Below are 21,817 nucleotides of genomic sequence, written 5' to 3' on the forward strand. Positions count from 1 at the left end.
TGTTGGACGTGCGGCTCCCGAGGACACTTCCATGCTCGATGCGAAGCCTGCGGCTTTCCAGGAACCTTGCAGCCTGATCGGCTCATGGCGGCGCTTCGGCTCGGCTGGGCCTGTCTATGAAATCGTCGGCGTGACGGAGCCGAAGGCGGCGGATCGCCCGCAGATGCGGATTCGCGTCTTGGAGACGGGTGAGGAACTCGACTACCCGCTCACAGACCTTCTCGAAGACCCTGCGGAAGGCTGATGTTCGCCATCGCCTTCGATCTGGTCGTCGTCGAGACGCAGACCCATCATCCGAAGGGCATCGCACAGGCCTACAGCGACATCCGGACGGTGCTCGCCCGGCAAGGATTCAACTGGGTTCAGGGGAGCCTTTACGTCAGCCGCGACGAGGATCTGGCGAAGTTGTTCGCAGCCATCACGGCACTGAAAGCCCTGTCGTGGTTCCCGGCCTGGGTGCGCGACCTGCGCGCCTTTCGCGTCGAGCAATGGTCCGACTTCACGGCGACCGTCAAAGGCTGACGGCCGCTGCGCTCTTCAGCCTCACGCCGCCTCGGTCTTCGCCCCGAGACGCTTGTCGAGATAGGTATCGACGGTCTGGGTCAGCTCGTCGACCCGGCCGTCGAAGAAGTGGTTGGCGCCCTCGACCATCTGGTGCTCGATGATGACGCCCTTCTGCGTCTTCACCTTCTCGATCACCGGGATCACCTCGCGGGCCGGCGCCACCCGATCTTCCGAGCCGTGCACGAACAGGCCGGAGGAGGGGCACGGCGCCAGGAAGGTGAAGTCGTAGCGGTTGGCCATGGCGGCGATCGAGATGAAGCCCTCGATCTCCGGGCGGCGCATCAGGAGCTGCATCCCGATCCACGAGCCGAACGAGACGCCCGCGATCCAGCAGGACTTCGCCTCCGGGTTGACCGACTGCACCCAGTCGAGGGCGGCGGCGGCGTCGGAGAGTTCACCCGAACCGTGATCGAAGGCGCCCTGGCTGCGTCCAACCCCGCGGAAATTGAAGCGCAGGGCTGCGAATCCACGATTGGCGAAGGTGTAGAAAAGATTGTACACAATTTGATTGTTCATCGTGCCCCCGAACTGGGGGTGCGGATGAAGCACGATCGCGATCGGCGCGCCCTTCTTCTTGGGGGCTTGGTAGCGGCCTTCCAGGCGGCCGGCAGGGCCGGAAAAGATAACTTCGGGCATGGTGGTCCTCGAGATGATCCGACCCTCACCCTTGATGCCCCCGCGAAGGCAGGGAGGCTGAGCCGGTCACGGCTTGACTCGTTGCGCGCGCCACCTACAAGCGCTCTTAGAATAATTCTAGGTCATTGGAATTATTCTAAACAGTTCGTCGGGCCTCGACCTGCGAAGCACACGGCGCGTTTCGCGCGGCTTAGCACGGGGGAGGGGGGCGAAATCAAGAAAATCAGGATCTGGCAGGACGATAAGGAGCGAAACGGCAGGATGACGTCGGGCGCGCGCAGCTATCTCGATCACAACGCGACTTCTCCGGTGCGTCCGGAGGTCGCGTCTGCGGTCGCGCGCGCGCTCACCTTGCCCGGCAATCCCTCCTCGATCCATCAAGAGGGCCGCGCCGCGCGCCATGCGCTGCAGACGGCGCGGGCGGGGCTCGCTGCCCTGCTCGGCGCGACGCTTGAGCGCGTCACCTTCACCAGCGGCGGCACGGAAGCGGCCAACACCGTGCTCTCCGGCGCGCTTCGGAAGGCGGGCCTCCCCGCCCCCACCCGGCTGATGGTCTCGGCGACCGAGCATCCGTGCGTCGCCGCGGGCCACCGATTCGCGCCGGACGCGGTCGAGGTGCTGCCGGTGGACCGGGCCGGCCTGCTGCGGCTCGACGTGCTCGCGGGCCGGCTCGAGGCCTGCCGGGACGAGGCCGTGCTGATCTCGGTCCATGCGGCCAACAACGAGACCGGGGTGGTGCAGCCGCTGGCCGAGATCGTACGGCTCGCCCGTGCCCACGGACGGGCCCTGGTCCACAGCGACGCGGTGCAAGCGGTCGGAAAGATCCCGCTCGACTTCGCTGCCCTCGGCCTCGACGCCCTGACCCTGTCGGGCCACAAATTCGCCGCGCCGAAGGGCGTCGGCGCGCTGGTGCTGGCCGAAGGGCTGGGCCTGGAGGCGGCCTTCCTGCGCGGTGGCGGCCAGGAGGCACGCCTGCGCTGCGGCACCGAGAACCTTCCGGGGATCGTCGGCATGGGCGAGGCGGCGGACATCGCCCGATCCACCCTGGAGGCCGAGGCGGTGCGGCTCGCGGGCTTGCGTGATGGCCTCCAAGCACGCTTGCGGGCGCTGGCACCCGATCTCGTCGTGTTCGGGGAGGGGGCCCCGCGCCTGCCCAACACCCTGAGCTTCGCCGTGCCGGGTCTGGAAGCGTCCACGGCGCTGATCGCCCTCGATCTCGCCGGCCTGTCCGTGTCGTCGGGGTCGGCCTGCGCCTCGGGCAAGGTGGCCCGTTCCCCCGTGCTCGCGGCGATGGGGGTGAGCCCTGCGCTCGCCGCGGGGGCGTTGCGCGTCAGTTTCGGCTGGAATTCGCGCCTGGAAGACCTCGAACGCTTCGCGGCGGGGTTCGAACGGGTCGTGTCGTCCCTATATCAGCGGCGAGGGCAGGCGGCCTGAGCGCCGCCCGCCCAAGCCATTCTTTCGGCGGCAAACCCGCCGTGTCGTTGGAAACCCCCGGTCCTTGACGCCGGAGTCGGTAGGAGACGCTGAATGCCTGCAGTGCAGGAGACCATTGATCGGGTCCGTTCAATCGACCTCGACCAGTACAAGTACGGTTTCGAGACCGTGATCGAGATGGAGAAGTCCGAGAAGGGCCTCTCCGAGGACGTGGTTCGCTTCATCTCGGCCAAGAAGAACGAGCCGGAATGGATGCTCGAATGGCGCCTCGACGCCTACAAGCGCTGGCTCACGATGAAGGAGCCGGAATGGGCGCGGGTCGAGTACGACCGGGTCGATTACAACAACATCTACTACTACGCCGCGCCGAAGCGTAAGGGCCCGGAATCGCTCGACGAGATCGATCCCGAGATCCTGAAGACCTACGAGAAACTCGGTATCCCGCTGCGCGAGGTCGAGGTGCTGGAAGGCATCGCGCCCGAGCGTCGCGTCGCGGTCGATGCCGTGTTCGATTCCGTCTCGGTGGCGACCACCTTCCGGAAGGAGCTCGAGAAGGCCGGCGTGATCTTCATGCCGATCTCCGAGGCCATCCGCGAGTACCCGGACCTCGTGAAGAAGTACCTCGGCTCGGTCGTGCCCGTGACCGACAATTTCTTCGCCACGCTCAACTCGGCGGTCTTCTCGGACGGCTCGTTCGTCTACATCCCGCCGGGCGTGCGCTGCCCGATGGAGCTGTCGACCTATTTCCGCATCAACGAGCGCGATACGGGGCAGTTCGAGCGGACCCTCATCATCGCCGACAAGGGTTCCTACGTCTCGTATCTCGAGGGCTGCACCGCCCCGAAGCGCGACGACAACCAGCTCCACGCCGCCGTGGTCGAGCTGGTGGCGCTGGACGATGCCGAGATCAAGTACTCGACCGTCCAGAACTGGTACCCCGGCGACAACGAGGGCCGGGGCGGCATCTACAACTTCGTGACGAAGCGCGGCGATTGCCGCGGCGCCCGTTCGAAGATCTCGTGGACGCAGGTCGAGACCGGCTCGGCGATCACTTGGAAGTACCCGTCCTGCATCCTGCGCGGTGACGATTCCCGCGGCGAGTTCTACTCGATCGCGGTGTCGAACGGCATGCAGCAGGTCGATTCCGGCACCAAGATGATCCATCTCGGCAAGAACACGACCAGCCGGATCATCTCGAAGGGCATCTCGGCGGGCCGTTCGCAGAACACCTACCGGGGGCTCGTTTCGGCCCACAAGAAGGCCAAGGGCGCGCGCAACTTCACCAACTGCGACAGCCTGCTGATCGGCGACCAGTGCGGGGCGCACACCGTGCCCTACATCGAGTCGAAGAACGCGTCGGCCGTCTTCGAGCACGAGGCCACCACCTCGAAGATCTCCGAGGACCAGAAGTTCTACTGCCTGCAGCGCGGCCTCTCCGAGGAGGAGGCGACCGCGCTGATCGTCAACGGCTTCGTCCGCGACGTGCTGCAGCAGTTGCCGATGGAGTTCGCGGTGGAGGCCCAGAAGCTGATCTCGATCAGCCTCGAAGGCTCGGTGGGCTGACGGCCTTCGATACGGACAGAACGAATGTCCCTCCCCCCTCTGAGGGGGAGGGTGCCTGCGAAGCAGGCGGGGAAGGGCAGCGCGACGCGGCAGGATGTGGCGCCCGGTAAAGCGACCTCTCCGGAACCGGCGCTCCCCTCTCCCGACCCTCGCTGACGCGAGGGCCCCCTTCCCCGCAGAGGGGGAAGGGAAGGTCATCGGAATTGAATTAGGACTATCGAACGATGCTTGAGATCAAAAACCTCGTCGTGCAGATCGAGGACAACCGCATCCTCAACGGCTTGAACCTGACCGTGAATGACGGCGAGGTCGCCGCGATCATGGGCCCGAACGGCTCGGGCAAGTCGACGCTCTCCTACGTCATCGCCGGCAAGGAGGACTACGAGGTTCTCGACGGCGAGATCCTGCTCGACGGGCATAACGTGCTGGAGATGGCGGCCGACGAGCGCGCCGCCGCCGGTATCTTCCTCGCCTTCCAGTACCCGCTGGAGATCCCAGGGGTCGGCACGATGACCTTCCTCAAGGCCTGCCTCAACGCGCAGCGCAAGGCCCGCGGCGAGGGCGAGCTCTCGACGCCCGACTTCATCCGCAAGGTGAACGCCGCCGCCGACAAGCTCGAGATCAACAAGGAGATGCTCAAGCGGGCCCTCAACGTCGGCTTCTCCGGCGGCGAGAAGAAGCGCATGGAGATCCTCCAGATGGCGCTGCTCGAGCCGAAGTTCTGCGTGCTCGACGAGACCGATTCCGGCCTCGACATCGATGCGCTGCGCATCGTCTCCGAGGGCGTGAACGCGCTGCGGGCGCAAGGCCGCTCGTTCCTCGTCATCACCCACTACCAGCGGCTGCTCAACCACATCGTGCCCGATACCGTGCACGTCATGTCGAAGGGCCAGATCGTGAAGACCGGCGGCAAGGAGCTGGCGCTCGAACTCGAAGCCTCCGGCTACGCCGAGTACCGCACGAGCGAGGCTGCGTGATGGCCGACGTCACCAATCTCCGCTCCCCCGCCGAGGCCGGCCTCTCCAAGCTGTTCGAGTCCGCGCGCAAAGGCTTCGCCAGCGAGCAGGCGATCAGCCGCGAGGAGGCGTTCCGCTTCTTCGAGGCGACCGGCCTGCCGAGCCGCCGGGTCGAGGCGTTCAAGTATACCGACCTGCGTGCCGCCATCACGGAAGCGGCCCCGCCCGCCGAGGCGCCGAGCGAGCAGGCGGCCCAGGCCGCCGTCGCCGGAACCACGGGCTTCAACGAGGTCGAGGCCGTCCGCCTCACCTTCGTCAACGGTCATCTCGTCGCGTCCCTGTCGGATCTCGACCGGGTGCCCGAGGGCGTGACGGTCACGCCCCTCAACGAGGCGATGGGCAAGGGCGACGCCCGCCTGAAGCTCCTCGCCCCTGTCGAGCAGGTGCGCGAGAACCCGATCTATCAGCTCAACACCGCCTTCCTGGCGGATGGCGCGCTGATCTCGGTCGCGCCCGGCGCCAAGCCGCAGACGCCGATCCACCTGCGCTTCGTCGGCACGGGGGAGGCCGCCTTCTCGACCGCGACCCGCGTTCTGGTCGATGTCGGCGCCGAGGCGGAGTTCTTCCTGCTGGAGAGCCACGAGGGACCGGCCGGGCTGGCCTATCAGCCCAACGACGCGCTCGACGTGCATATCGGCGCCGAGGCCGCCTTCCGCCACACCCGGCTCAACCGGGAAGGGGATGCGGCCGTCGCCCTCTCGACGCTCTCGGTGCGCCTCGACGCGCGGGCGCAGCTCGAGACCGTCAACCTCGTCACCGGCGCCAAGCTCTCGCGTCACCAGATCTACCTGCACATCGCGGGCGAGGACGCCAACGCCGTGGTCAACGGCGCGACGCTGCTCGGCCACGGCCAGCTCGCGGATTCCACCCTGCTCGCCGACCATGCGGCGACCGGGGGCGTCGGCCGCGAGATGTTCAAGACGGTGATCGACGGCGATTCCACCGGCGTGTTCCAGGGCAAGATCATCGTCCGCCAGGTCGCGCAGCAGACCGACGGCAAGATGAAGTCCGATTGCCTGCTCCTGACCGACGACGGTCAGATGATGAACAAGCCGGAGCTGGAAATCTTCGCCGACGACGTCGCCTGCGGCCATGGCGCCACCTGCGGCGCGCCGGACGAGGATCTCCTGTTCTACCTCATGGCCCGCGGCCTGCCGCGCGCCACCGCCGAGAGCCTGCTGGTCCAGGCCTTCGTCGGCGAGGCGGTCGAGACGGTCACGCATGAGGGCGCCCGCGCGGTGCTGATCGGCGGGATCGAGGCGTGGCTGGCGTCGAGAGGGTAGGGCACCGCCCACAACCCGACCCGCGGATCGCCGGCCGTCCGGGGATCCGCGGGTCCCTGCCCAGGTCGGGCACCCCCACCCTGCGTCTCATTCCGAGGGGGCCGCGTCAGCGGGCCCCGAAGGAGGGCTCAGGGGATACCGACGAAATCAGGAGGTCTCCTTCGAGGCCTCCGCTTCGCTCCGGCACCTCGGGATGAGGGGAGTGAAGGGAAAGACGGCTCCATGACGGGCCGCGCCGCTTCGAGGTCGAGACGATGAACGCACCCGTCCGTACCACTGCCCACGACTCGTCCTACGACGTCGAAGCGATCCGGAAGGAATTCCCGATCCTGTCGGAAAAGGTCTACGGCAAACCGCTGGTCTATCTCGACAACGCCGCCTCGACGCAGAAGCCGCGGGCCGTGATCGACGCGATGGTCTCCTGCATGGAGACCGGCTACGCCAACGTGCACCGTGGCCTGCACTACATGGCCAATGCCGCGACCGAGGGGTTCGAGGGCGCGCGCGAGACCACGCGCCAGTTCCTCAACGCGGCCTCGACCGACGAGATCATCTTCACCCGCAACGCGACCGAGGCCTACAACCTCGTGGCCTCCTCCATGGGCTGGGCCGGGCTGATTGGGGAGGGGGACGAGATCATCCTCTCGATCATGGAGCACCACTCCAACATCGTGCCCTGGCATTTCCTGCGCGAGCGGCGCGGCGCCGTCATCAAGTGGGCGCCGGTCGATGACGACGGCAACTTCCTGGTCGAGGAATACGAGAAGCTCTTCACGCCGCGCACCAAGATGGTGGCGATCACCCACATGTCGAACGTGCTCGGCACGGTGACGCCGGCCGAAGAGATCGTGCGCATCGCCCACGCCCACGGCGTGCCGGTGCTGCTCGACGGGGCGCAGAGCGCGGTGCACCGCCCGGTCGATGTGCGGGCGCTCGATTGCGACTTCTTCGTCTTCACCGGCCACAAGGTCTACGGGCCGACCGGCATCGGCGTGCTCTACGGCAAGAAGGAGTGGCTCGACCGGCTCCCGCCCTACCAGGGCGGCGGCGAGATGATCCGCACGGTGAGCCAGGACGCGATCACCTACAACGATCCGCCCCACCGCTTCGAGGCGGGCACGCCGGCGATCATCGAGGCGGTCGGACTCGGCGCGGCGCTGGAATTCATGATGAAGCTCGGCCGCGACAAGATCGCCGCGCACGAGGCGATGCTGACCGCCTACGCCCAGGAGCGGCTCGGCGCGATGAATTCGATCCGCCAGATCGGCAATTCCCGCGACAAGGGCGGCGTCATCGCCTTCGAGGTGAAGGGCGCGCACGCCCACGACATCGCCACCGTGATCGACCACCAGGGCGTGGCGGTGCGGGCCGGCACCCACTGCGCGATGCCGCTGCTGACGCGCTTCGGGGTCACCTCGACCTGTCGCGCCTCGTTCGGTCTGTATAATACGACGCAGGAAATCGATGTCCTGGCCGCGGCTCTGGCCAAGGCCGAGATGCTGTTCGCCTGATTCTTTTGGGAATTTCGGCCGTCGCGCGCGGCGGCCGAGGGAGAGACCCGATGAGCACCGACGCCACCATCACCGGCGGCACCAACACCCCCGCCCTCGCGGCCGCCTCCGCGATCCCGGCCGAGGAAATCGATCGCCTGACCGACGACATCGTCGTGGCGCTCAAGAGCGTCTACGACCCGGAGATCCCCGCCGATATCTACGAGCTCGGCCTGATCTACCGGGTGCAGATCGAGGACGACCGGCGCGTGCTGATCGACATGACGCTGACCGCCCCCGGCTGCCCGGTGGCCGGCGAGATGCCGGGCTGGGTCGAGAACGCGGTCTCGGCGGTTCAGGGCGTGCAATCCTGCTCCGTCACGATGGTGTTCGACCCGCCGTGGGACCAGAGCCGGATGTCCGACGAGGCCCGCGTCGCGCTGGACATGTGGTAGCGGCGCCGTAGAGCATCGTCCTGGATATCGGATCCAAGACGATGCTCTAACCTTTTGTTCTTGCATCATCTTTTTCCGAAAGCCGGCAACCACCTTTCGGGATGATGCTCTAGCGGACCGGCCGGCCCGGCTCGAAGGCCACGTCCTCGTAAATGTCGGTGAGCGCGAGCCGCGCTCCGATGGCGGGCAGGTCGATCACGGCGTCGAGCGTCTCGAAGCTTTCCTCGGTCCAGCCCTCCTCCTCCCGGCGGTAGAGCACCGCGCTCGGAAAGCGCGTCTCGACCAGAGGGATGTAGGCGAGGCTTGGGTGGCGCCGGTACTCGTCGAGCTTGCAAAAAAGCGATCGATGTTGGTGCTGGAGGGCGACAGCACCTCCACCACGAGGCGCGGGGCGCGGTTCTCGTAGATGATCGCGGACGAGGTCCCCGCACGCCACCGTCACGTCGGGCCGCCGGATCGTCGCGATGCCGGTGCGGCGCGCTAGGTGGTCGGTCGGCAGCCGGAGCCGCGCAACGGGGCGTGAAGCGTGGCGATGATGTTCACGGTAGCGCGGTCGTGTTGGGCACTCGCGCCGGTCATCATCTTGACGTGCGGCACCGGCACGCCGTCGACGAGTTCGTAGAGCCCGTCCTGGGCGGTCTGCCAAGCGAAGAACTCTTCCGGCGTCATCAGGCGCCGTGCAGGATCGGCCATCGCACCCTCCGTCACCGATTCAGCATAGCACGGCTGCAATCGTCCGGTGGGCCGGGTCTTGCGGTGGACCGGCGACGGGGGAGTGCTTATCTTCGTCAATGTACGAAAACCCCTCACCCGCCCGGGCCTTGAACCCGGCCGCAGGAGAGAGACCACGATGTCCAGTTTCAAGGTGATCACGCTGACCGACCGCGCAGCGGACCGGCTCAAGGCGATCATGGCCGATGCGGAGACGCCGATCGCCGGCTTGCGCGTCGGCGTGAAAAACGGCGGCTGCGCCGGCATGTCCTATACGATGGAATATGCCGAGGACCGGAAAGCCGGCGAGGATGTGATCGAGGACCGGGGCGTGACCGTGTTCATCGATCCCAAGGCGGTGCTGTTCCTGCTCGGCACCGAGATGGATTTCCAGACGACCAAGCTGTCGTCCCAGTTCGTGTTCAACAACCCGAACCAGACTTCGGCCTGCGGCTGCGGCGAATCCGTGGCGATTACGCCGGTCAATCCCGAGCGGCTCGCGGCCGGCGCGCCCGCCTGATCGGCGCCGGCGCGTCTCACAGGCCGGGCGAGGCTTGAGCCGATGGCTCTCTGCATCGTCCGGGAGGCCGGGGCCGCCTTTCGGGACGAGGCGTTCGTCCGTCTCAGGCGACGTCGCGCAGGTTCTCGACTTCGGTCTCGTCGAGGGTGCGGTTGCGGCCGGCGCGCTTGGCGGCGAACAGGCAGGCATCGGCCCGTTCCAGCAGGGACACCGCATTGTCGTCCTCGCGCTGGGTCGCGACGCCGAGCGAGACCGTGACCTTGCCGAGTGATTCGCCGGTGGAGCGCTTTACCAGTTCGCGGCCCGTGACGCCGGTGCGCACCCGCTCGGCGATGGCCCGCGCCTCGACCCGGTCCGTTTCCGGTAGGACGATGCCGAACTCCTCGCCGCCGAACCGGGCGAGGGTCGCGCTTTTCTGGCCGATATGCTCGCGCATCACGATGGCGACGAGGCGGAGCACCTGATCCCCGGTCAGGTGGCCGTAGAGGTCGTTGAAGCGCTTGAACGAATCGATGTCGATCACGATCAGGCTCGTCGGCTTGCCCTGCCGCGCCGAGGCGGACGGGACATCGACGGTTTTGCGGAGGGACTCCTCGAAATTCTTGCGGTTGCCCAACCCCGTCAGGGCGTCGGTCAGGCTCTCCAGGCGGGCGGCCTCCAGCGTCTCGCGCAAGGCCTCGATCTCGCTGCGGCTCTCGCGCATCCGCGCTTCGAGTGTGCGGTTGTTGGCGGTCACGTCGCGGGTGTTGGCGATGATCGTCGTCACGACCTCGCGCAGACGCGCCCGGCTCGTGGCCGTGTTGGAGATGTCGTGCGACAGGGCTTGAAGCGACTCGCCGTACTGGGCGGTTGAGCGGATCGAGACCTCGATCATCTCCATGATGCCCTCGACCTCGGCGATGAGGCTCGAATTCATCCGGTCCACTTCCACGGCCATGCGGCGGCCGTCGATGTAGGTGTCGTGGAGCCCCTCGATGTCGGCGCTGGTCAGCGTCCCGTTCTGCGTCGTGAGCCGTTTGACCGCATCGTTCATCAGCGGCTGCGTGCCGGAGACGTAGAGATACCACACGGCGTAGGCCCGCGGCGTCGCGCAGGCACAGTAGTCGCGCATCAACTCGAAGCTGCGCTGCGCGAGCACGAAACTGAGATCACGATCGGGATCGGGGCTCATCCGGTGACGTAGGCTCCTGCGGACGGGGCACGCCGCCCATATCGTCCGCTCCGCCGAAGTGTCGCCTCAGAATCTCGCCAGGACGTTAAGAGCGTCTCACAAAGTGCCCGAGCGCTGACCCTGCGCCGCTCCGGCTAAGCGTGCCTCGCAAAATTCCCGGTCACCGATCGTCTCCGTTCTGGGCACGGCGGCGCAGCGGGCGTCCTGATCAAGGCAGGGACCCTTATCGCCCCACCCGCGCGGCGCTTGAGGAGGGCACCCATCGCGCCAGAGCATCGTCCTGAAAGGTGGTTGCCGGCTTTCGGAGAAAAGGATGACGCGAAACCGAGAGCCTCAAGCATCGTCCCGGATCAGGTGTCCGGGACGATGCTTGAGCGCGATGGGATCAGCGGGATCTGGTAGGGGGAGCTACTTGCTCTTCCCGAACCCGGTCGGCTTCAGCAGGAAGGCCGGGACGTGCGAGCCGAGGCCGACCGGCGTCTCGCCGTCCTCGTCGCGACGCGGGGGACGACGCTCCCCGCGCGCGCGTTCGGGGGCGCTCCGGGCGGGCTCGCGGGCCAACTCGCGGGGAGGGGGAGGGGCCACCGAAACCGGTTCCGGCTCACGCACCGGGTCTCGCCGGGGCTCGTCGGCGCGGCTGCGCTCGGCGGCCGGACGGCGTCCTCCGCGGGAGCGGCTCTCGCTGCGGGGACTTTCGCTCGACGGGGCGGCACTCCTCTCGGTGCTGCGCCCGCCGCGCTTGGTTTCCTCGCTCCCCTTGGCCCGGCGGCTGCCGCGGCGGCGGCGCGGCTCGTCGCCCTCGACCTCGTCGGAGACGCTGGCAAGATCGCCGTCGAGCCAGGCGATCGGCTGACCGATCAGGCTCTCGATCGCCGAGAGCGAGCGCTCGTCGCTTCGGCTCGCGAGGGTGAAGGCTTGGCCCGAGCGCCCGGCGCGGCCGGTGCGTCCGATCCGGTGGACGTAGTCCTCCGGGTGGTGCGGCACATCGAAGTTGAAGACGTGGCTGACGGCGGGGATATCGAGGCCGCGCGCGGCGACGTCCGAGGCCACCAGCAGCGGAACCTCGCCGCTGCGGAAACCGTCGAGGGCGGCCGTGCGGGCGCGCTGGTCCATGTCGCCGTGGAGCGCCGCCGCGTTGAAGCCGTGGCTGGTCAGCGAGCGCTGAAGCTGGGCGACGTCGCGCTTGCGGTTGCAGAAGATGATGCCGTTCTGCAACTCGCTCGCCGAGCGGATGAGGTGGCGCAGCACCTTGCGCTTCTCATGGCCCTCCGCGCCCACCGCCACGAGGCGCTGCTCGATGGTCGTGGCGGTGGAGGCGGGACGCGCCACCTCGATCCGCTGCGGGTTGTGCAGGAACATGTCGGCCAGCCGCTCGATCTCCGGCGGCATGGTCGCGGAGAAGAACAGCGTCTGGCGCGTGAAGGGCACCATCTTCACGATACGCTCGATGTCGGGAATGAACCCCATGTCGAGCATCCGGTCGGCCTCGTCGATGACGAGAAGCTCGACTCCGGTCAGCAGCAGCTTGCCGCGCTCGAAATGGTCGAGCAGGCGCCCCGGCGTCGCGATCAGCACGTCGGTGCCGCGGGTGAGCTTGGCATCCTGGTCGGCGAAGGAGACGCCGCCGATGATGAGCGCCACGTTGAGCTTGTGGTTGGTGCCGTAGCGCTCGAAATTCTCCTCGACCTGCGCCGCGAGTTCGCGGGTCGGCTCCAGGATCAGCGTGCGCGGCATGCGGGCCCGGGCGCGGCCGGTCTCCAGCATGGTCAGCATCGGCAGGGTGAAGGCGGCGGTCTTGCCGGTGCCGGTCTGGGCGATGCCGAGCACGTCGCGCCGGGCGAGCACATGCGGGATCGCCTGGGCCTGGATCGGCGTCGGCTCGGTGTAGCCGGCCGTGGTGACGGCTTGGAGTACCTTGTCGCTCAGTCCAAGATCGGCGAAAGACATCGGGTAGGGAAAACCATTGTGCGCGTGAAGTGGGCCGATCAGGGGCTCGAAAGCTCGCGCCGGCGGCGGATCGCGAGAGCCGTGCGCGGTACGCCATCACGCGTCCGAACGCGCGCGACACTTAGACCCCTGTGCCTGCTTGTCAATCGACCGAGACGGCGCAGTCTCCTCCCGCGCGGGCGGGGTACGGTTGCGTCGCCGGCATCCCAAGACCATCCCGCCAAGACCATCCCGAGCCTGTGCTCGCCTAAGGCCGACATGTTCGGCCTTACCTTGGCGGTCGTCTCGAGCCATGCCGTGAAAGTCCGTGACAGTCAGTCGCGCGCGCCCGTGCCGAGGGCGCCGCGGAGCGTGCAGGGGTCGAGCCGCAGCGACTGCGCTCTGACGCCGATCGAGCCCGTCACCTCCGGGTCGCTCCCCCGGTGGGCCGGTTTGCCGACCGGTTGGGCGATGTGGTGGGCGAGGGCCGTGGCGCCGAGGCCGACGATCAGGGCGGTCTTGATCGACCATGCGAGGGGGCCGCGCGGTCTCGGCGAGCCGGAATCGAAGGACATGGGCAGCGCAATCCATCGGGCCGGCCGGATCCGGGATCGGGCGCCGGCGCGGGGAATGATCGCCCGAATGTGGTTAATGCGGCCTTGTGCGGCGGAAGAAACCAACCGTTAACCGTACTGTCGTCAGGCTTTGCTGAATGGTTTGACTGTTGCCGGTTTTCGACAAGACGAGGCAACGACGTGCGCAAAGACACGTCGGGCCTGATCAAGTGCTCACGGCTGGGTAAGCTTCACCTTTCGTTGACGGATTTGGGTGCATTCATCGCCTCATCGCTGGAGGGCGACGGATACCGGGGAGATCCCCGGGCCACTTCACACCAACACCGGCTCCCGCCAAATCAGGACACGACACGATGAAAATCCTGCTTCTTGCTTCGAGCGCGCTCGTTGCCGCCACTGTGGTCGCCTCGGCTGCCGACCTCCCGCGCCGCGCGGCTCCGCCGCCGGTGTTCCAGCCGGTGCCGGTGTTCACCTGGACGGGCTTCTACGCCGGTTTCAACGCCGGTTACGGCTTCGGCACCCAGGACGACCGCGTCCCGACCGTGATCGGCGTCGGCCCGGCCTCCCTACTCGTGCCCCCGGGCACCACCGCCGTGGTGGCCTTCAGCAACCGCGAGTCCAACGAAGGCTTCGTCGGCGGCGGTCAGATCGGCTACAACTACCAGTTCACCCCGGGCTCCGGTGTCGTGATCGGTGTCGAGGCCGACGCCCAGTACGCCGATTTCGGCCGTGACCGGAACCGCTTCCTCTCGACCAGCCCGCTGGCCGCCCAGCAGGTGTTCAACCCGGCCGGCCTCTCGGGCCTCGACTTCTTCGGCACCGTCCGCGGTCGCCTCGGCTACGCCTTCGACCGCACCCTCGTGTACGGCACCGGCGGCTTCGCCTACGGCTCCGGCGGCGGTCGTGAGTTCGGCACCGGCGTGTCGAGCAACGACTTCCAGACCGGCTGGGCCGCGGGTGGCGGTATCGAGTACGCTCTCCCGACCGACTCGTTCCTGAACTTCTTCAAGTCGTCGGCCGTGACGCTGAAGGTCGAAGGTCTGTACGTGAACCTCGACCGCGGCACCGGTGGCCGTGGCGCCTTCGCGACGGACAACCAGGGCCGCACGGTCTCCATCGGCAGCCCGGGCACCGTGCTCGTCAGCGGTGGTCAGCAGATCCGCGACACCGAGTTCGCCGTCGTCCGCGCCGGCCTGAACTACAAGTTCGGCTCCTACTAGGATCCGGATCGCCGGCGGTCCCTCACCGGACCGCCGGACCTCCCCCAGAAGAGCCCGGCCTCGCGCCGGGCTTTTTCGCGTGGGATGGCTCGCCTCGCATGGATGCCGCGGTTAAGGTCTTGTTGACCATCCCGGCCGATCCTGTTCGGCCCGGAAGCCCGCGATGCGGGAACCGGCGCCCGCAACCGCCATGGCGAGACCCGCGCATCCGCATGACAACCGGCATGACATCGGGCTGCACGGCACGAGGCGCCGCGCGGCGCAAGGCATCGGCACGTCCGGGCCGGTTCGCGCTCCTCGGCGCGGCCGTGTACGGGATGGCCCTGTGTGGGTCTCCGTACGGTCCGGTTTCCGCTGTCCGTGCGGAGGAGCCGCTCTACCTGCGGATCCGCGCGAACCCGGAAGCCCGGCTCGCCGGGACTTCGGCCTCCGGGAGTGCGGCCTCCGGGCCGACGACCGGGCCGGCCGCTGCAGGGACCTTGCGCGAATCCGTCTGGGAGCGCAGCGACCGGCGCGCCCGGATCGCGATCGCCTCGGTTTGCACCGGATGCCTTCCCGCGCGTTCCGACCTGATCGCGGTCAGGCCGTCTTCCGTGGCGGAGGCTGCGGTCGCCGACATGCCTTTGCCGCTTTCGTCACGCTCTCCATCGCCCTTTGCACCGACAGCAGGTGACCCATGACCCAGGCCCATCCGACCACCGGCGCGACCGTCGATCCGGAATGCCCGGTCTCCCTCGAACGGCTCGGCGAGGTCTACCGCGCCGACGACTACGATCTGCCCTACATCCTCGAGGAGATTCCGGCGCTGACCCGCGCCAAGCTCGCCGCCTACCTCTACGGCAAGAGCCACATGCACCAGCTCGGCCTGAAGGTGGCCCGCGCCTGCGAGCGCGACGACCTGGTCCAGGCCGTGGGCGAGATCGGCTCGGTGATCTACGGCCAGTCCCGGTTGAAGCCCGCCCAGGCGGCGCCGGAGGTCGAGGTGCCGGCCGGGCGCGGCAAGGGGGGGCAAGTGGCTCCACCGAAGAAGGTCAAGATCAGCCTGGGCGGTTCGGCTGCCAAGGGCCGCAGCTTCGATTGAACCGCGATGCCGTTCCCGGCCGCCCAGCCACCGGAGGCGGCCGGGAACGACTCTCGAACGTGTGTCTTTGCGCCGTTCCCGAGCCCGGCCATGCGCCGCTGCGGGCCGTCGTGACCTGATCCAATTCATCCGAGCGCGTTCTTGCGACGAAGCGGTCACCGCTTCGTCGCAAGAACGCGCGTCAAAACAAAGACCTAGAGCATCATCCCGAAAGGTGGCCTCCGGCTTTCGGAATAAAGGTGATGCGAAACCAAGAGCCTCAAGCATCGTCCTGGATCCGGTATCCAGGACGATGCTTGAGAGACGCCGACCTGATGCCATCACGTCGGATACGGCTCTGGATCGAATCGGTGTGACGGCGAGAGGGCAGGTTCGATGTACGCGACGTGGTGGAAGCTCGGCCTCGACACGACCCTGCTCGCCTTCGAGGCGCAATCGGTGATCGCCCTGCGGATGGCCAAGCTCGCGGCCGGGGGCAGCGGTGCGCAGGTGGAGGCGCAGCGCATGGTGAGCGAGAAGCTGTTCGCGGCCAGCGAGGCGGCGATGCAGCTCGCGACGGGCGCCTCGCACGGCGCGGTGGTGGCCGGCTATCGCCGCAAGGTGCGCGCGAACCACCGCCGTCTCTCCCGCAGCGCGGAACGCGGTTAACCGCTCCTTAACCATGCGCTTCCATCGTTCGAACTCACGTCGGACGATTTCGGGAGAGCGTTATGGTGCTGTGCGAGAACAGCGTGCGCGAGCGCGCCTACTACATCTGGGAAGGTGAAGGCCGGGTTTTCGGCCGGGCCGAGGCCCACTGGCTTCAGGCCGAGTCCGAGCTGCGGCAGGCCCCGGTTGCGGCGCTGATCGCAGCCGAGGCGTCCGCGGCGCCCGCCAAGGTTGCCAAGCCCCGCACCGCCCGCGCCAAGCCGGCGGTGCAAGCCCCCGCCGAGGCTCTGGCGAGCGTCGCCAAGGCGGCCAAGTCTGCTGCCAAAGCCAAAACACCTGCCAAGGCACTGGCCAAGAAGACGCCTGCCACGACGTCCGCGAAGGCTGCCGAGAAGCCCGCCGCCAAGGCGGTGAAGGCGGCACCCAGGGCCAAGCCGGCTGCCAGCCGCGCCGGAGCCGAGGCGCTCGTTCTCCACTGAGCCGCCCCGCAACACGGACGCGGTTCGAGAGCCCGCCGCCCTCCGGGGCCGGCGGGCTTCGCTTTTTAGGGCCCCTCCGTGGAAAGTCGGGGCAAGCGAGCCTGAGACCCCGGAACGCGGGTCGGGCTCGGCCGTTTCCTTTCGCGCTTCGTCGGCGGGGCGCTGCTACGATCGAGGATGACAAGCGATGCGCGCGTTGATCGGCCGAGGTGCTGCCGCTCTCTGCCTCGGCACGATGCTGGCGGCCGGCGCCGCAGCGGCGGGCCCCGTGCGGGCAGGGGGACTCGTTCTACACCGCCCCCGCCGTACCGGCGGTGAGCGGCCGGGCCCCGTGGAACGCGCCCTGGGAATACGATTCCGGCAGCGGCAACGACCGCCGCCCCGAACTGCCCTACTACCAGCAGGGCCGCGGCCAGCAGACCGGCGGGCCCGCCCGCAATCTCCTTCCCGATGACGGCCTTCAGCTGTTTCCGCGCTGAGAAGGCCTGATTCGATGTCCCCTCGCATCAAAGCCGTCGTCTTCGACATCGACGGCACCCTGCTCGACAGCGTCGATCTGCACGCCCGCGCCTGGGTCGAGGCCTTTGCGCATTTCGGGATCGAGACGGAGGAGGCGGACGTCCGCCGCCAGATCGGGAAGGGCGGCGACCAGCTCCTGCCTGTCTTCGTCGACGCGGATCGGCTCGCCCGCGAGGGCGAAGCGATCGAGGCTTACCGCTCCGATCTGTTCAAGCGGTCCTATCTCGCGCAGGCCAAGCCGTTTCCCGCGGTGAAGGAACTGCTCAGCCATGTGCGCGATGCAGGCCAGACCGTCGCGCTCGCGTCCTCCGGCAAGGCGGACGAGGTGGAAAACTACCAGAAAATCCTCGGCATCACCGATCTCGTCGACGTGGTCACGACCTCCGACGATGCCGATCGATCCAAGCCGCATCCCGACATCTTCGAAGCCGTGCTGAGGAAGCTTCCCGGTCTCCCCAAAGACGCGGTGATGGTGGTCGGGGATACCCCCTACGACGCACAAGCCGCTGCCGGCGCTGGCCTTTTCACGATCGGCGTCTTGTGCGGCGGCTTCCCGGAGGCCGCGCTGTCGGCGGCCGGATGCGTCGCGATCTACCGCGATCCGCAGGATCTGCTCGACGGCTACACGCGCTCGCCGCTCGCCTGACAAAGAGCCGGCTTCAAAAAGCTGTGAGGTGCGGCGCGGGATTTCGAAGGAACCGCTAACTGCAAGCCGGCAAACCTATGGCCTTGCGATTTGGAACCGTTTAAGAGCCCGCCCCGCGGGGGGCGAGCCCGTTTCCGGATGCGACTCATGCAGACCACGGCCGAGACGTTCATTGCGACCTCGAAATCGATCCAGCAGCAGGTTGCCGAGGCCATTGAGGACCGGGCTCTCCCGATCAGCCGGCTCCTGCGCCTGATGTGGGCCCTCGACGCCGACCGCAGCGCCGCCAACCAGAACCTGCGGGCTCAGCTCCGCGCCCGGATCGGCGCTCCGCTGAGCGCCTGATCTTTCTGTTTGCCGCGTCGCCTGACGCGACGCGCGAGCAGACGGCTTCAACACTCGACACGTGCTTGCCTTTCGGCGCCCGACCGGCACCGGAAGGCATCGTTTTTCCAGGCCCTGTCTACTTAGGCTTCTTGCGCCTCGGCCGGCGCTTCGATCCGGCCGGCGCGCAGGCGCACGGTGCGGTCGCACAGCCGGGCGAGGCCGGGATCGTGCGTCACCAGCACCAGGGTCGCGCCGCGGTCGCGCTTGAGCCCGAACAACAGGTCCACGATCTGCCGCCCCGTCGCCTCGTCGAGGTTTCCCGTCGGCTCGTCGGCCACCAGGATCGCCGGATCGGGCGCGAGCGCACGGGCGATCGCCACCCGCTGCTGCTCCCCGCCGGAGAGCTGCGCCGGGTAGTGCCGCAGCCGGTGCCCGAGCCCCACCGCCTCGAGTTCCGCCGCCGCCCGTCCGTGCGGATCGGATGCGTTGGCGAGTTCGAGCGGCAGCGCCACGTTCTCCAGCGCGGTCATGGTCGGCACGAGGTGGAAGGCCTGGAACACGATGCCGATGTTGCGGCCGCGGAAGCGCGCGAGCCCGTCCTCATCGAGCCCGCCGAGATCCGTGCCGGCGATGGTGACGCGGCCGGTATCGGGCCGCTCCAGCCCGGCCATGACGGTGAGCAGGGTCGATTTCCCTGAGCCTGAGGGGCCGACGAGCCCGACCGCCTCGCCGCGCTCGACATCGAGCGAGATGCCACGCAGGACATGCACCCGCGCGGGGCCGCGGCCGAGGCTCAGCTCGATCTGCGACAGGGAGACAGCCTTGTTCGACATCAGGCACCGACCGATCTTGGCGGGGAAGTTGGCGAGCAGCTTGGCAACCACCCGGACATGTCCGAGCGAAAGGATACGGTCTTGCACCACGCGAACGAAGCGGAAGCCGGACCCGGCAGGCTTGTGTCATGCTTGGGCGCCCGGCGCGAGGCGGACGAACCCGATGTGGGCCCGCGCCGCCTCCGGCGCAGGGTCGCGCTGATGCTCCTCTTCGCCGCAGCCACGCTCGTCGGTGCCGCAGGCCTGCGGCCCGGCTCGGCCCGGGCCGAGCCGGCGCCGCTCAAGCTCGTGGCCTTCGGCGACAGCCTCACCGCGGGCTACCGCCTGCCGGCCGATGCCGCCTTCCCGGCGGTTCTGGAGCGGGTGCTGAAGGCCAAGGGGTACCGGGTCGAGATCGCCAATGCCGGTGTATCGGGCGACACCAGCACCGGCGGGCTCGACCGGCTCGACTGGTCGGTGCCGGACGGCACGCAGGGCGTGATCCTCGAACTCGGCGCCAATGACATGCTGCGCGGCACCGATCCGGCGGTGACCCGCAAGGCGCTTGAGACGATCATCGTGCGGCTGAAGGAGCGCAACATCCCGGTGTTGCTCGCCGGCATGCTGGCCGCGCCGAACCTCGGAACGGAGTACCGCGCCCGCTTCGACGCGATCTATCCCGACTTGGCCAAGGCGCACGGCCTCGTGCTCTACCCGTTCTTTCTCGACGGCGTGACGGGCCAGCGCGCCAACACCATGGATGACGGGCTGCACCCCACCGCCAAGGGCGTCGAGCGGATCGTCGAGGGCATCCTGCCGAGCGTCGAGACCTTCCTGGGCCGCCTGGTCCAGAATCCGGAGAAGAAGGGGTAGCGAACCATGCCGCGCCTGTTCACCGGGCTCGAGATCCCGCCGGACATCGCCGAGCGGCTGTCGTTCTTCCGCGGCGGCCTGCCCGGCGCCCGCTGGATCGAGCCGGGCGACTACCACGTCACCCTGCGGTTCCTCGGCGAGATCGACGCCATGATTGCCGCCGATATCGATGCCGGCCTGCGGGAGGCGCGGGTGCGCGCGCCGCTCACCGTGACACTGGACGGGCTGGCGAGCTTCGGCGGCGACCGGCCGCGGGCGCTCTACGCCTCGGTCGTCCCCACCCCGGAGCTCATCGACCTACAGGAGGAGCACGAGCGCATCGCCCGCCGGGCCGGGGCCGCGCCGGAGCGGCGCAAGTTCACGCCGCACGTGACGCTGGCCCGCCTCAACCGCGAGGCCTCCCCGGAGGCCGTGGCGCGAAGGCTGGCCGAGGCGGGGGTGTTTGTCCGCCTGACCTTCACGGTGCGCCGCGCCGCCCTGTTCTCCGCCCGCACCTCGCGCGGCGGCGGGCCCTACCTCGTCGAGGCGGCCTATCCCTTCGCGGATGCGGATTTCGAGCTGGACGACGAATAGCGATGACTCTGCTTGCTGACGTCGTGCCCTTGCTTTGGGCCGCAGGTTGCGGCATGACGCGAGCCGCGCCGCGCGCGCCGTAGGAGTGTAGCTCAACTGGTCAGAGCACCGGTCTCCAAAACCGGGGGTTGGGGGTTCGAGTCCCTCCACTCCTGCCACGGCGCCCACCGAGCCCGACGCCGAGACGGACCTGGCATCCGACCGGCGGCACCCCTTCCCGAACCCATCGACAAGCCGGATCACTTGCGCTAGAGCGGGCGCATTCCGAGATCCTCAGATGCTGTCGGTGTGGGACGCGATTGTCCCCGCACCGCGATCGGTGGTTCCCGGAGCCCTGTCCGGTTTCAGTTGCGCCATGGCATCGAACGAAGCGACCAAGAAAGCCGACGCGGCCCGCGGACCCAAACGCGGCACGGCCCCCGTCGCGCCCCAGCGCCCGACCCCGCCCGCGCGCCCCGCGCCGAAGCGGGTGGGCCCGGTGGAGTTCCTGGGCGAGGTGCGCGACGAGGGCCGCAAGGTCACGTGGCCGACCCGCAAGGAAACCACCGTGACCACCATCATGGTGTTCATCATGGTCGTGGTCGCAAGCCTGTTCTTCGTCGCCGTCGATCAGGTGATGCGCTTCGCCGTCAGCCTGATCCTCGGGATCGGCGCCTGAGTCATCGCAGGCGTCTCACGGACGCCGAGGAGTTGAGAGACCCGTGTCGAAGCGCTGGTACATCGTCCACGCCTACTCGAACTTCGAGAATAAGGTCGCCCAGTCCATCAAGGATCAGGCGGCCCAGCGTGGGCTGACCGAACTGTTCGACGAGGTCATGGTGCCGACCGAGAAGGTCACCGAAGTGCGCCGCGGCCGCAAGGTCGATGCCGAGCGCAAGTTCTTTCCGGGCTACGTGCTCGTGAAGTGCGACCTGACCGACGAGGTCTATCACCTCATCAAGAACACCCCGAAGGTGACCGGCTTCCTGGGCGCCGACAAGGCCAAGCCCGTGCCGATCCCGGACGCCGAGGCCGAGCGCATCAAGGGGCAGGTGCAGGAGGGCGTGGATCGCCCCAAGCACACGGTCTCCTTCGAGATCGGCGAGACCGTGCGCGTCTCCGACGGCCCCTTCGCCTCCTTCAACGGCACCGTCGAGGAAATCGACGACGCCCGCTCGCGCCTCAAGGTGGCGGTGTCGATCTTCGGCCGTGCCACCCCGGTCGAGCTGGAATACGGTCAAGTCGAGAAGGTCTAGTCGGCCTGATCGACGCGGCCACCCTCCTCCACGCTTGGAATTGGTGCGCCGCCGAAATCA

General features: G+C 68.0%; 27 protein-coding genes and 1 tRNA gene. 21 read left to right on the plus strand and 7 right to left on the minus strand.

Annotated features, from left to right (window positions below; genetic code table 11):
- The first annotated feature begins 31 nt into the window (after positions 1-31).
- Together Y590_RS19135 and Y590_RS19140 are read left to right on the plus strand one after the other, a co-directional pair.
- On the plus strand, positions 32-244 hold the full coding sequence (locus Y590_RS19135; protein WP_060771238.1) for a DUF5397 family protein: 213 nt from the start codon (positions 32-34) through the stop codon (positions 242-244).
- The gene (locus tag Y590_RS19140) at positions 244-522 is read left to right on the plus strand and encodes a virulence factor (RefSeq protein ID WP_060771239.1); all 279 of its coding nucleotides are present in this window, start codon (positions 244-246) and stop codon (positions 520-522) included. Before Y590_RS19135 ends, Y590_RS19140 begins: the two co-directional genes overlap by 1 nt.
- Before the next feature lie 21 nt (positions 523-543).
- Here Y590_RS19140 and Y590_RS19145 read toward each other — a convergent pair whose 3' ends face one another.
- Positions 544-1,200 (minus strand): alpha/beta hydrolase, encoded by a 657-nt coding sequence (locus Y590_RS19145; RefSeq protein WP_004446355.1) that lies wholly within the window; start codon positions 1,198-1,200, stop codon positions 544-546.
- Positions 1,201-1,461: 261 nt separating this feature from the next.
- Between Y590_RS19145 and Y590_RS19150 the strand changes: the two genes are divergently transcribed.
- The 6 genes from Y590_RS19150 (at position 1,462) to Y590_RS19175 (ending at position 8,441) form a co-directional block, all read left to right on the plus strand.
- The gene (locus tag Y590_RS19150; RefSeq protein ID WP_060771240.1) at positions 1,462-2,634 is read left to right on the plus strand and encodes a cysteine desulfurase family protein; all 1,173 of its coding nucleotides are present in this window, start codon (positions 1,462-1,464) and stop codon (positions 2,632-2,634) included.
- 93 nt (positions 2,635-2,727) lie between these two features.
- Positions 2,728-4,197 (plus strand): Fe-S cluster assembly protein SufB, encoded by a 1,470-nt coding sequence (sufB, locus tag Y590_RS19155; RefSeq protein WP_060771241.1) that lies wholly within the window; start codon positions 2,728-2,730, stop codon positions 4,195-4,197.
- Between the two features lie 224 nt (positions 4,198-4,421).
- The gene (sufC, locus tag Y590_RS19160) at positions 4,422-5,174 is read left to right on the plus strand and encodes a Fe-S cluster assembly ATPase SufC (protein ID WP_060771242.1); all 753 of its coding nucleotides are present in this window, start codon (positions 4,422-4,424) and stop codon (positions 5,172-5,174) included.
- Positions 5,174-6,496 carry a SufB/SufD family protein gene (locus tag Y590_RS19165; protein WP_060771243.1) on the plus strand — a complete coding sequence of 441 codons (1,323 nt, stop codon included), beginning with the start codon at positions 5,174-5,176 and terminating at the stop codon, positions 6,494-6,496. Before sufC ends, Y590_RS19165 begins: the two co-directional genes overlap by 1 nt.
- Positions 6,497-6,750: 254 nt before the next feature.
- Positions 6,751-8,007 (plus strand): cysteine desulfurase, encoded by a 1,257-nt coding sequence (locus Y590_RS19170; RefSeq protein WP_060771244.1) that lies wholly within the window; start codon positions 6,751-6,753, stop codon positions 8,005-8,007.
- Between the two features lie 50 nt (positions 8,008-8,057).
- Positions 8,058-8,441 carry an SUF system Fe-S cluster assembly protein gene (locus Y590_RS19175; protein WP_004446369.1) on the plus strand — a complete coding sequence of 128 codons (384 nt, stop codon included), beginning with the start codon at positions 8,058-8,060 and terminating at the stop codon, positions 8,439-8,441.
- Positions 8,442-8,550: 109 nt separating this feature from the next.
- Here the strand turns inward: Y590_RS19175 and Y590_RS27415 are convergent, their stop codons facing one another.
- Both Y590_RS27415 and Y590_RS27420 read right to left on the minus strand, forming a co-directional pair.
- The gene (locus tag Y590_RS27415; RefSeq protein ID WP_286161779.1) at positions 8,551-8,700 is read right to left on the minus strand and encodes a hypothetical protein; all 150 of its coding nucleotides are present in this window, start codon (positions 8,698-8,700) and stop codon (positions 8,551-8,553) included.
- A gap of 221 nt (positions 8,701-8,921) precedes the next feature.
- Positions 8,922-9,134 (minus strand): Uma2 family endonuclease, encoded by a 213-nt coding sequence (locus Y590_RS27420; RefSeq protein WP_060771245.1) that lies wholly within the window; start codon positions 9,132-9,134, stop codon positions 8,922-8,924.
- Positions 9,135-9,291: 157 nt separating this feature from the next.
- Between Y590_RS27420 and Y590_RS19185 the strand changes: the two genes are divergently transcribed.
- Positions 9,292-9,672, plus strand: coding sequence for a HesB/IscA family protein (locus Y590_RS19185; protein WP_060771246.1), 381 nt, complete (start codon positions 9,292-9,294; stop codon positions 9,670-9,672).
- 103 nt (positions 9,673-9,775) lie between these two features.
- On the opposite strand, the gene Y590_RS19190 is transcribed toward Y590_RS19185, so the two are convergent.
- From Y590_RS19190 to Y590_RS19200, 3 genes are all read right to left on the minus strand, one after another.
- Entirely contained in the window at positions 9,776-10,843 is a 1,068-nt protein-coding gene (locus Y590_RS19190) for a GGDEF domain-containing protein (protein WP_060771247.1), read from the minus strand.
- 408 nt (positions 10,844-11,251) lie between these two features.
- Complete coding sequence (locus Y590_RS19195; protein WP_060771248.1) at positions 11,252-12,790, minus strand: DEAD/DEAH box helicase; 1,539 nt, start codon at positions 12,788-12,790, stop codon at positions 11,252-11,254.
- 314 nt (positions 12,791-13,104) lie between these two features.
- Positions 13,105-13,344 carry a hypothetical protein gene (locus Y590_RS19200; protein ID WP_060771249.1) on the minus strand — a complete coding sequence of 80 codons (240 nt, stop codon included), beginning with the start codon at positions 13,342-13,344 and terminating at the stop codon, positions 13,105-13,107.
- A 353-nt stretch (positions 13,345-13,697) separates the two neighbouring features.
- Between Y590_RS19200 and Y590_RS19205 the strand changes: the two genes are divergently transcribed.
- The 7 genes from Y590_RS19205 to Y590_RS19240 all read left to right on the plus strand — a co-directional run bounded on the left by Y590_RS19205 (position 13,698) and on the right by Y590_RS19240 (position 18,282).
- Positions 13,698-14,564 (plus strand): outer membrane protein, encoded by an 867-nt coding sequence (locus Y590_RS19205; protein ID WP_060771250.1) that lies wholly within the window; start codon positions 13,698-13,700, stop codon positions 14,562-14,564.
- Positions 14,565-15,240: 676 nt separating this feature from the next.
- The gene (locus Y590_RS19215) at positions 15,241-15,645 is read left to right on the plus strand and encodes a hypothetical protein (RefSeq protein WP_060771252.1); all 405 of its coding nucleotides are present in this window, start codon (positions 15,241-15,243) and stop codon (positions 15,643-15,645) included.
- Positions 15,646-16,020: 375 nt separating this feature from the next.
- Positions 16,021-16,293, plus strand: a complete 273-nt coding sequence (locus tag Y590_RS19220; RefSeq protein WP_060771253.1) for a hypothetical protein — start codon at positions 16,021-16,023, stop codon at positions 16,291-16,293.
- Positions 16,294-16,355: 62 nt separating this feature from the next.
- The gene (locus Y590_RS19225) at positions 16,356-16,772 is read left to right on the plus strand and encodes a DUF2934 domain-containing protein (protein WP_060771254.1); all 417 of its coding nucleotides are present in this window, start codon (positions 16,356-16,358) and stop codon (positions 16,770-16,772) included.
- A 209-nt stretch (positions 16,773-16,981) separates the two neighbouring features.
- On the plus strand, positions 16,982-17,251 hold the full coding sequence (locus Y590_RS19230; protein ID WP_144440016.1) for a hypothetical protein: 270 nt from the start codon (positions 16,982-16,984) through the stop codon (positions 17,249-17,251).
- A 14-nt stretch (positions 17,252-17,265) separates the two neighbouring features.
- Positions 17,266-17,937: an HAD family hydrolase gene (locus tag Y590_RS19235; protein WP_060771255.1), complete on the plus strand. Its 672-nt coding sequence runs from the start codon at positions 17,266-17,268 to the stop codon at positions 17,935-17,937.
- Positions 17,938-18,084: 147 nt separating this feature from the next.
- Positions 18,085-18,282: a hypothetical protein gene (locus tag Y590_RS19240; protein WP_060771256.1), complete on the plus strand. Its 198-nt coding sequence runs from the start codon at positions 18,085-18,087 to the stop codon at positions 18,280-18,282.
- Positions 18,283-18,404: 122 nt separating this feature from the next.
- On the opposite strand, the gene Y590_RS19245 is transcribed toward Y590_RS19240, so the two are convergent.
- Complete coding sequence (locus Y590_RS19245; protein ID WP_056499903.1) at positions 18,405-19,097, minus strand: ABC transporter ATP-binding protein; 693 nt, start codon at positions 19,095-19,097, stop codon at positions 18,405-18,407.
- A gap of 201 nt (positions 19,098-19,298) precedes the next feature.
- Here Y590_RS19245 and Y590_RS19250 point away from each other — a divergent pair, with 201 nt between their 5' ends.
- The 5 genes from Y590_RS19250 to nusG all read left to right on the plus strand — a co-directional run bounded on the left by Y590_RS19250 (position 19,299) and on the right by nusG (position 21,757).
- A complete protein-coding gene (locus Y590_RS19250; RefSeq protein WP_060772371.1) occupies positions 19,299-19,949 on the plus strand; it encodes an arylesterase in 651 nt (216 codons plus the stop codon).
- Positions 19,950-19,955: 6 nt separating this feature from the next.
- On the plus strand, positions 19,956-20,522 hold the full coding sequence (thpR, locus tag Y590_RS19255) for an RNA 2',3'-cyclic phosphodiesterase (protein ID WP_060771257.1): 567 nt from the start codon (positions 19,956-19,958) through the stop codon (positions 20,520-20,522).
- 81 nt (positions 20,523-20,603) lie between these two features.
- Positions 20,604-20,680, plus strand: a tRNA-Trp gene (locus tag Y590_RS19260).
- Between the two features lie 197 nt (positions 20,681-20,877).
- Entirely contained in the window at positions 20,878-21,180 is a 303-nt protein-coding gene (gene secE, locus Y590_RS19265; protein ID WP_060771258.1) for a preprotein translocase subunit SecE, read from the plus strand.
- Between the two features lie 43 nt (positions 21,181-21,223).
- Positions 21,224-21,757: a transcription termination/antitermination protein NusG gene (nusG, locus tag Y590_RS19270; RefSeq protein WP_003597503.1), complete on the plus strand. Its 534-nt coding sequence runs from the start codon at positions 21,224-21,226 to the stop codon at positions 21,755-21,757.
- Positions 21,758-21,817 lie beyond the last annotated feature (60 nt).

The organism is Methylobacterium sp. AMS5, from assembly GCF_001542815.1.
Lineage (GTDB): Bacteria > Pseudomonadota > Alphaproteobacteria > Rhizobiales > Beijerinckiaceae > Methylobacterium.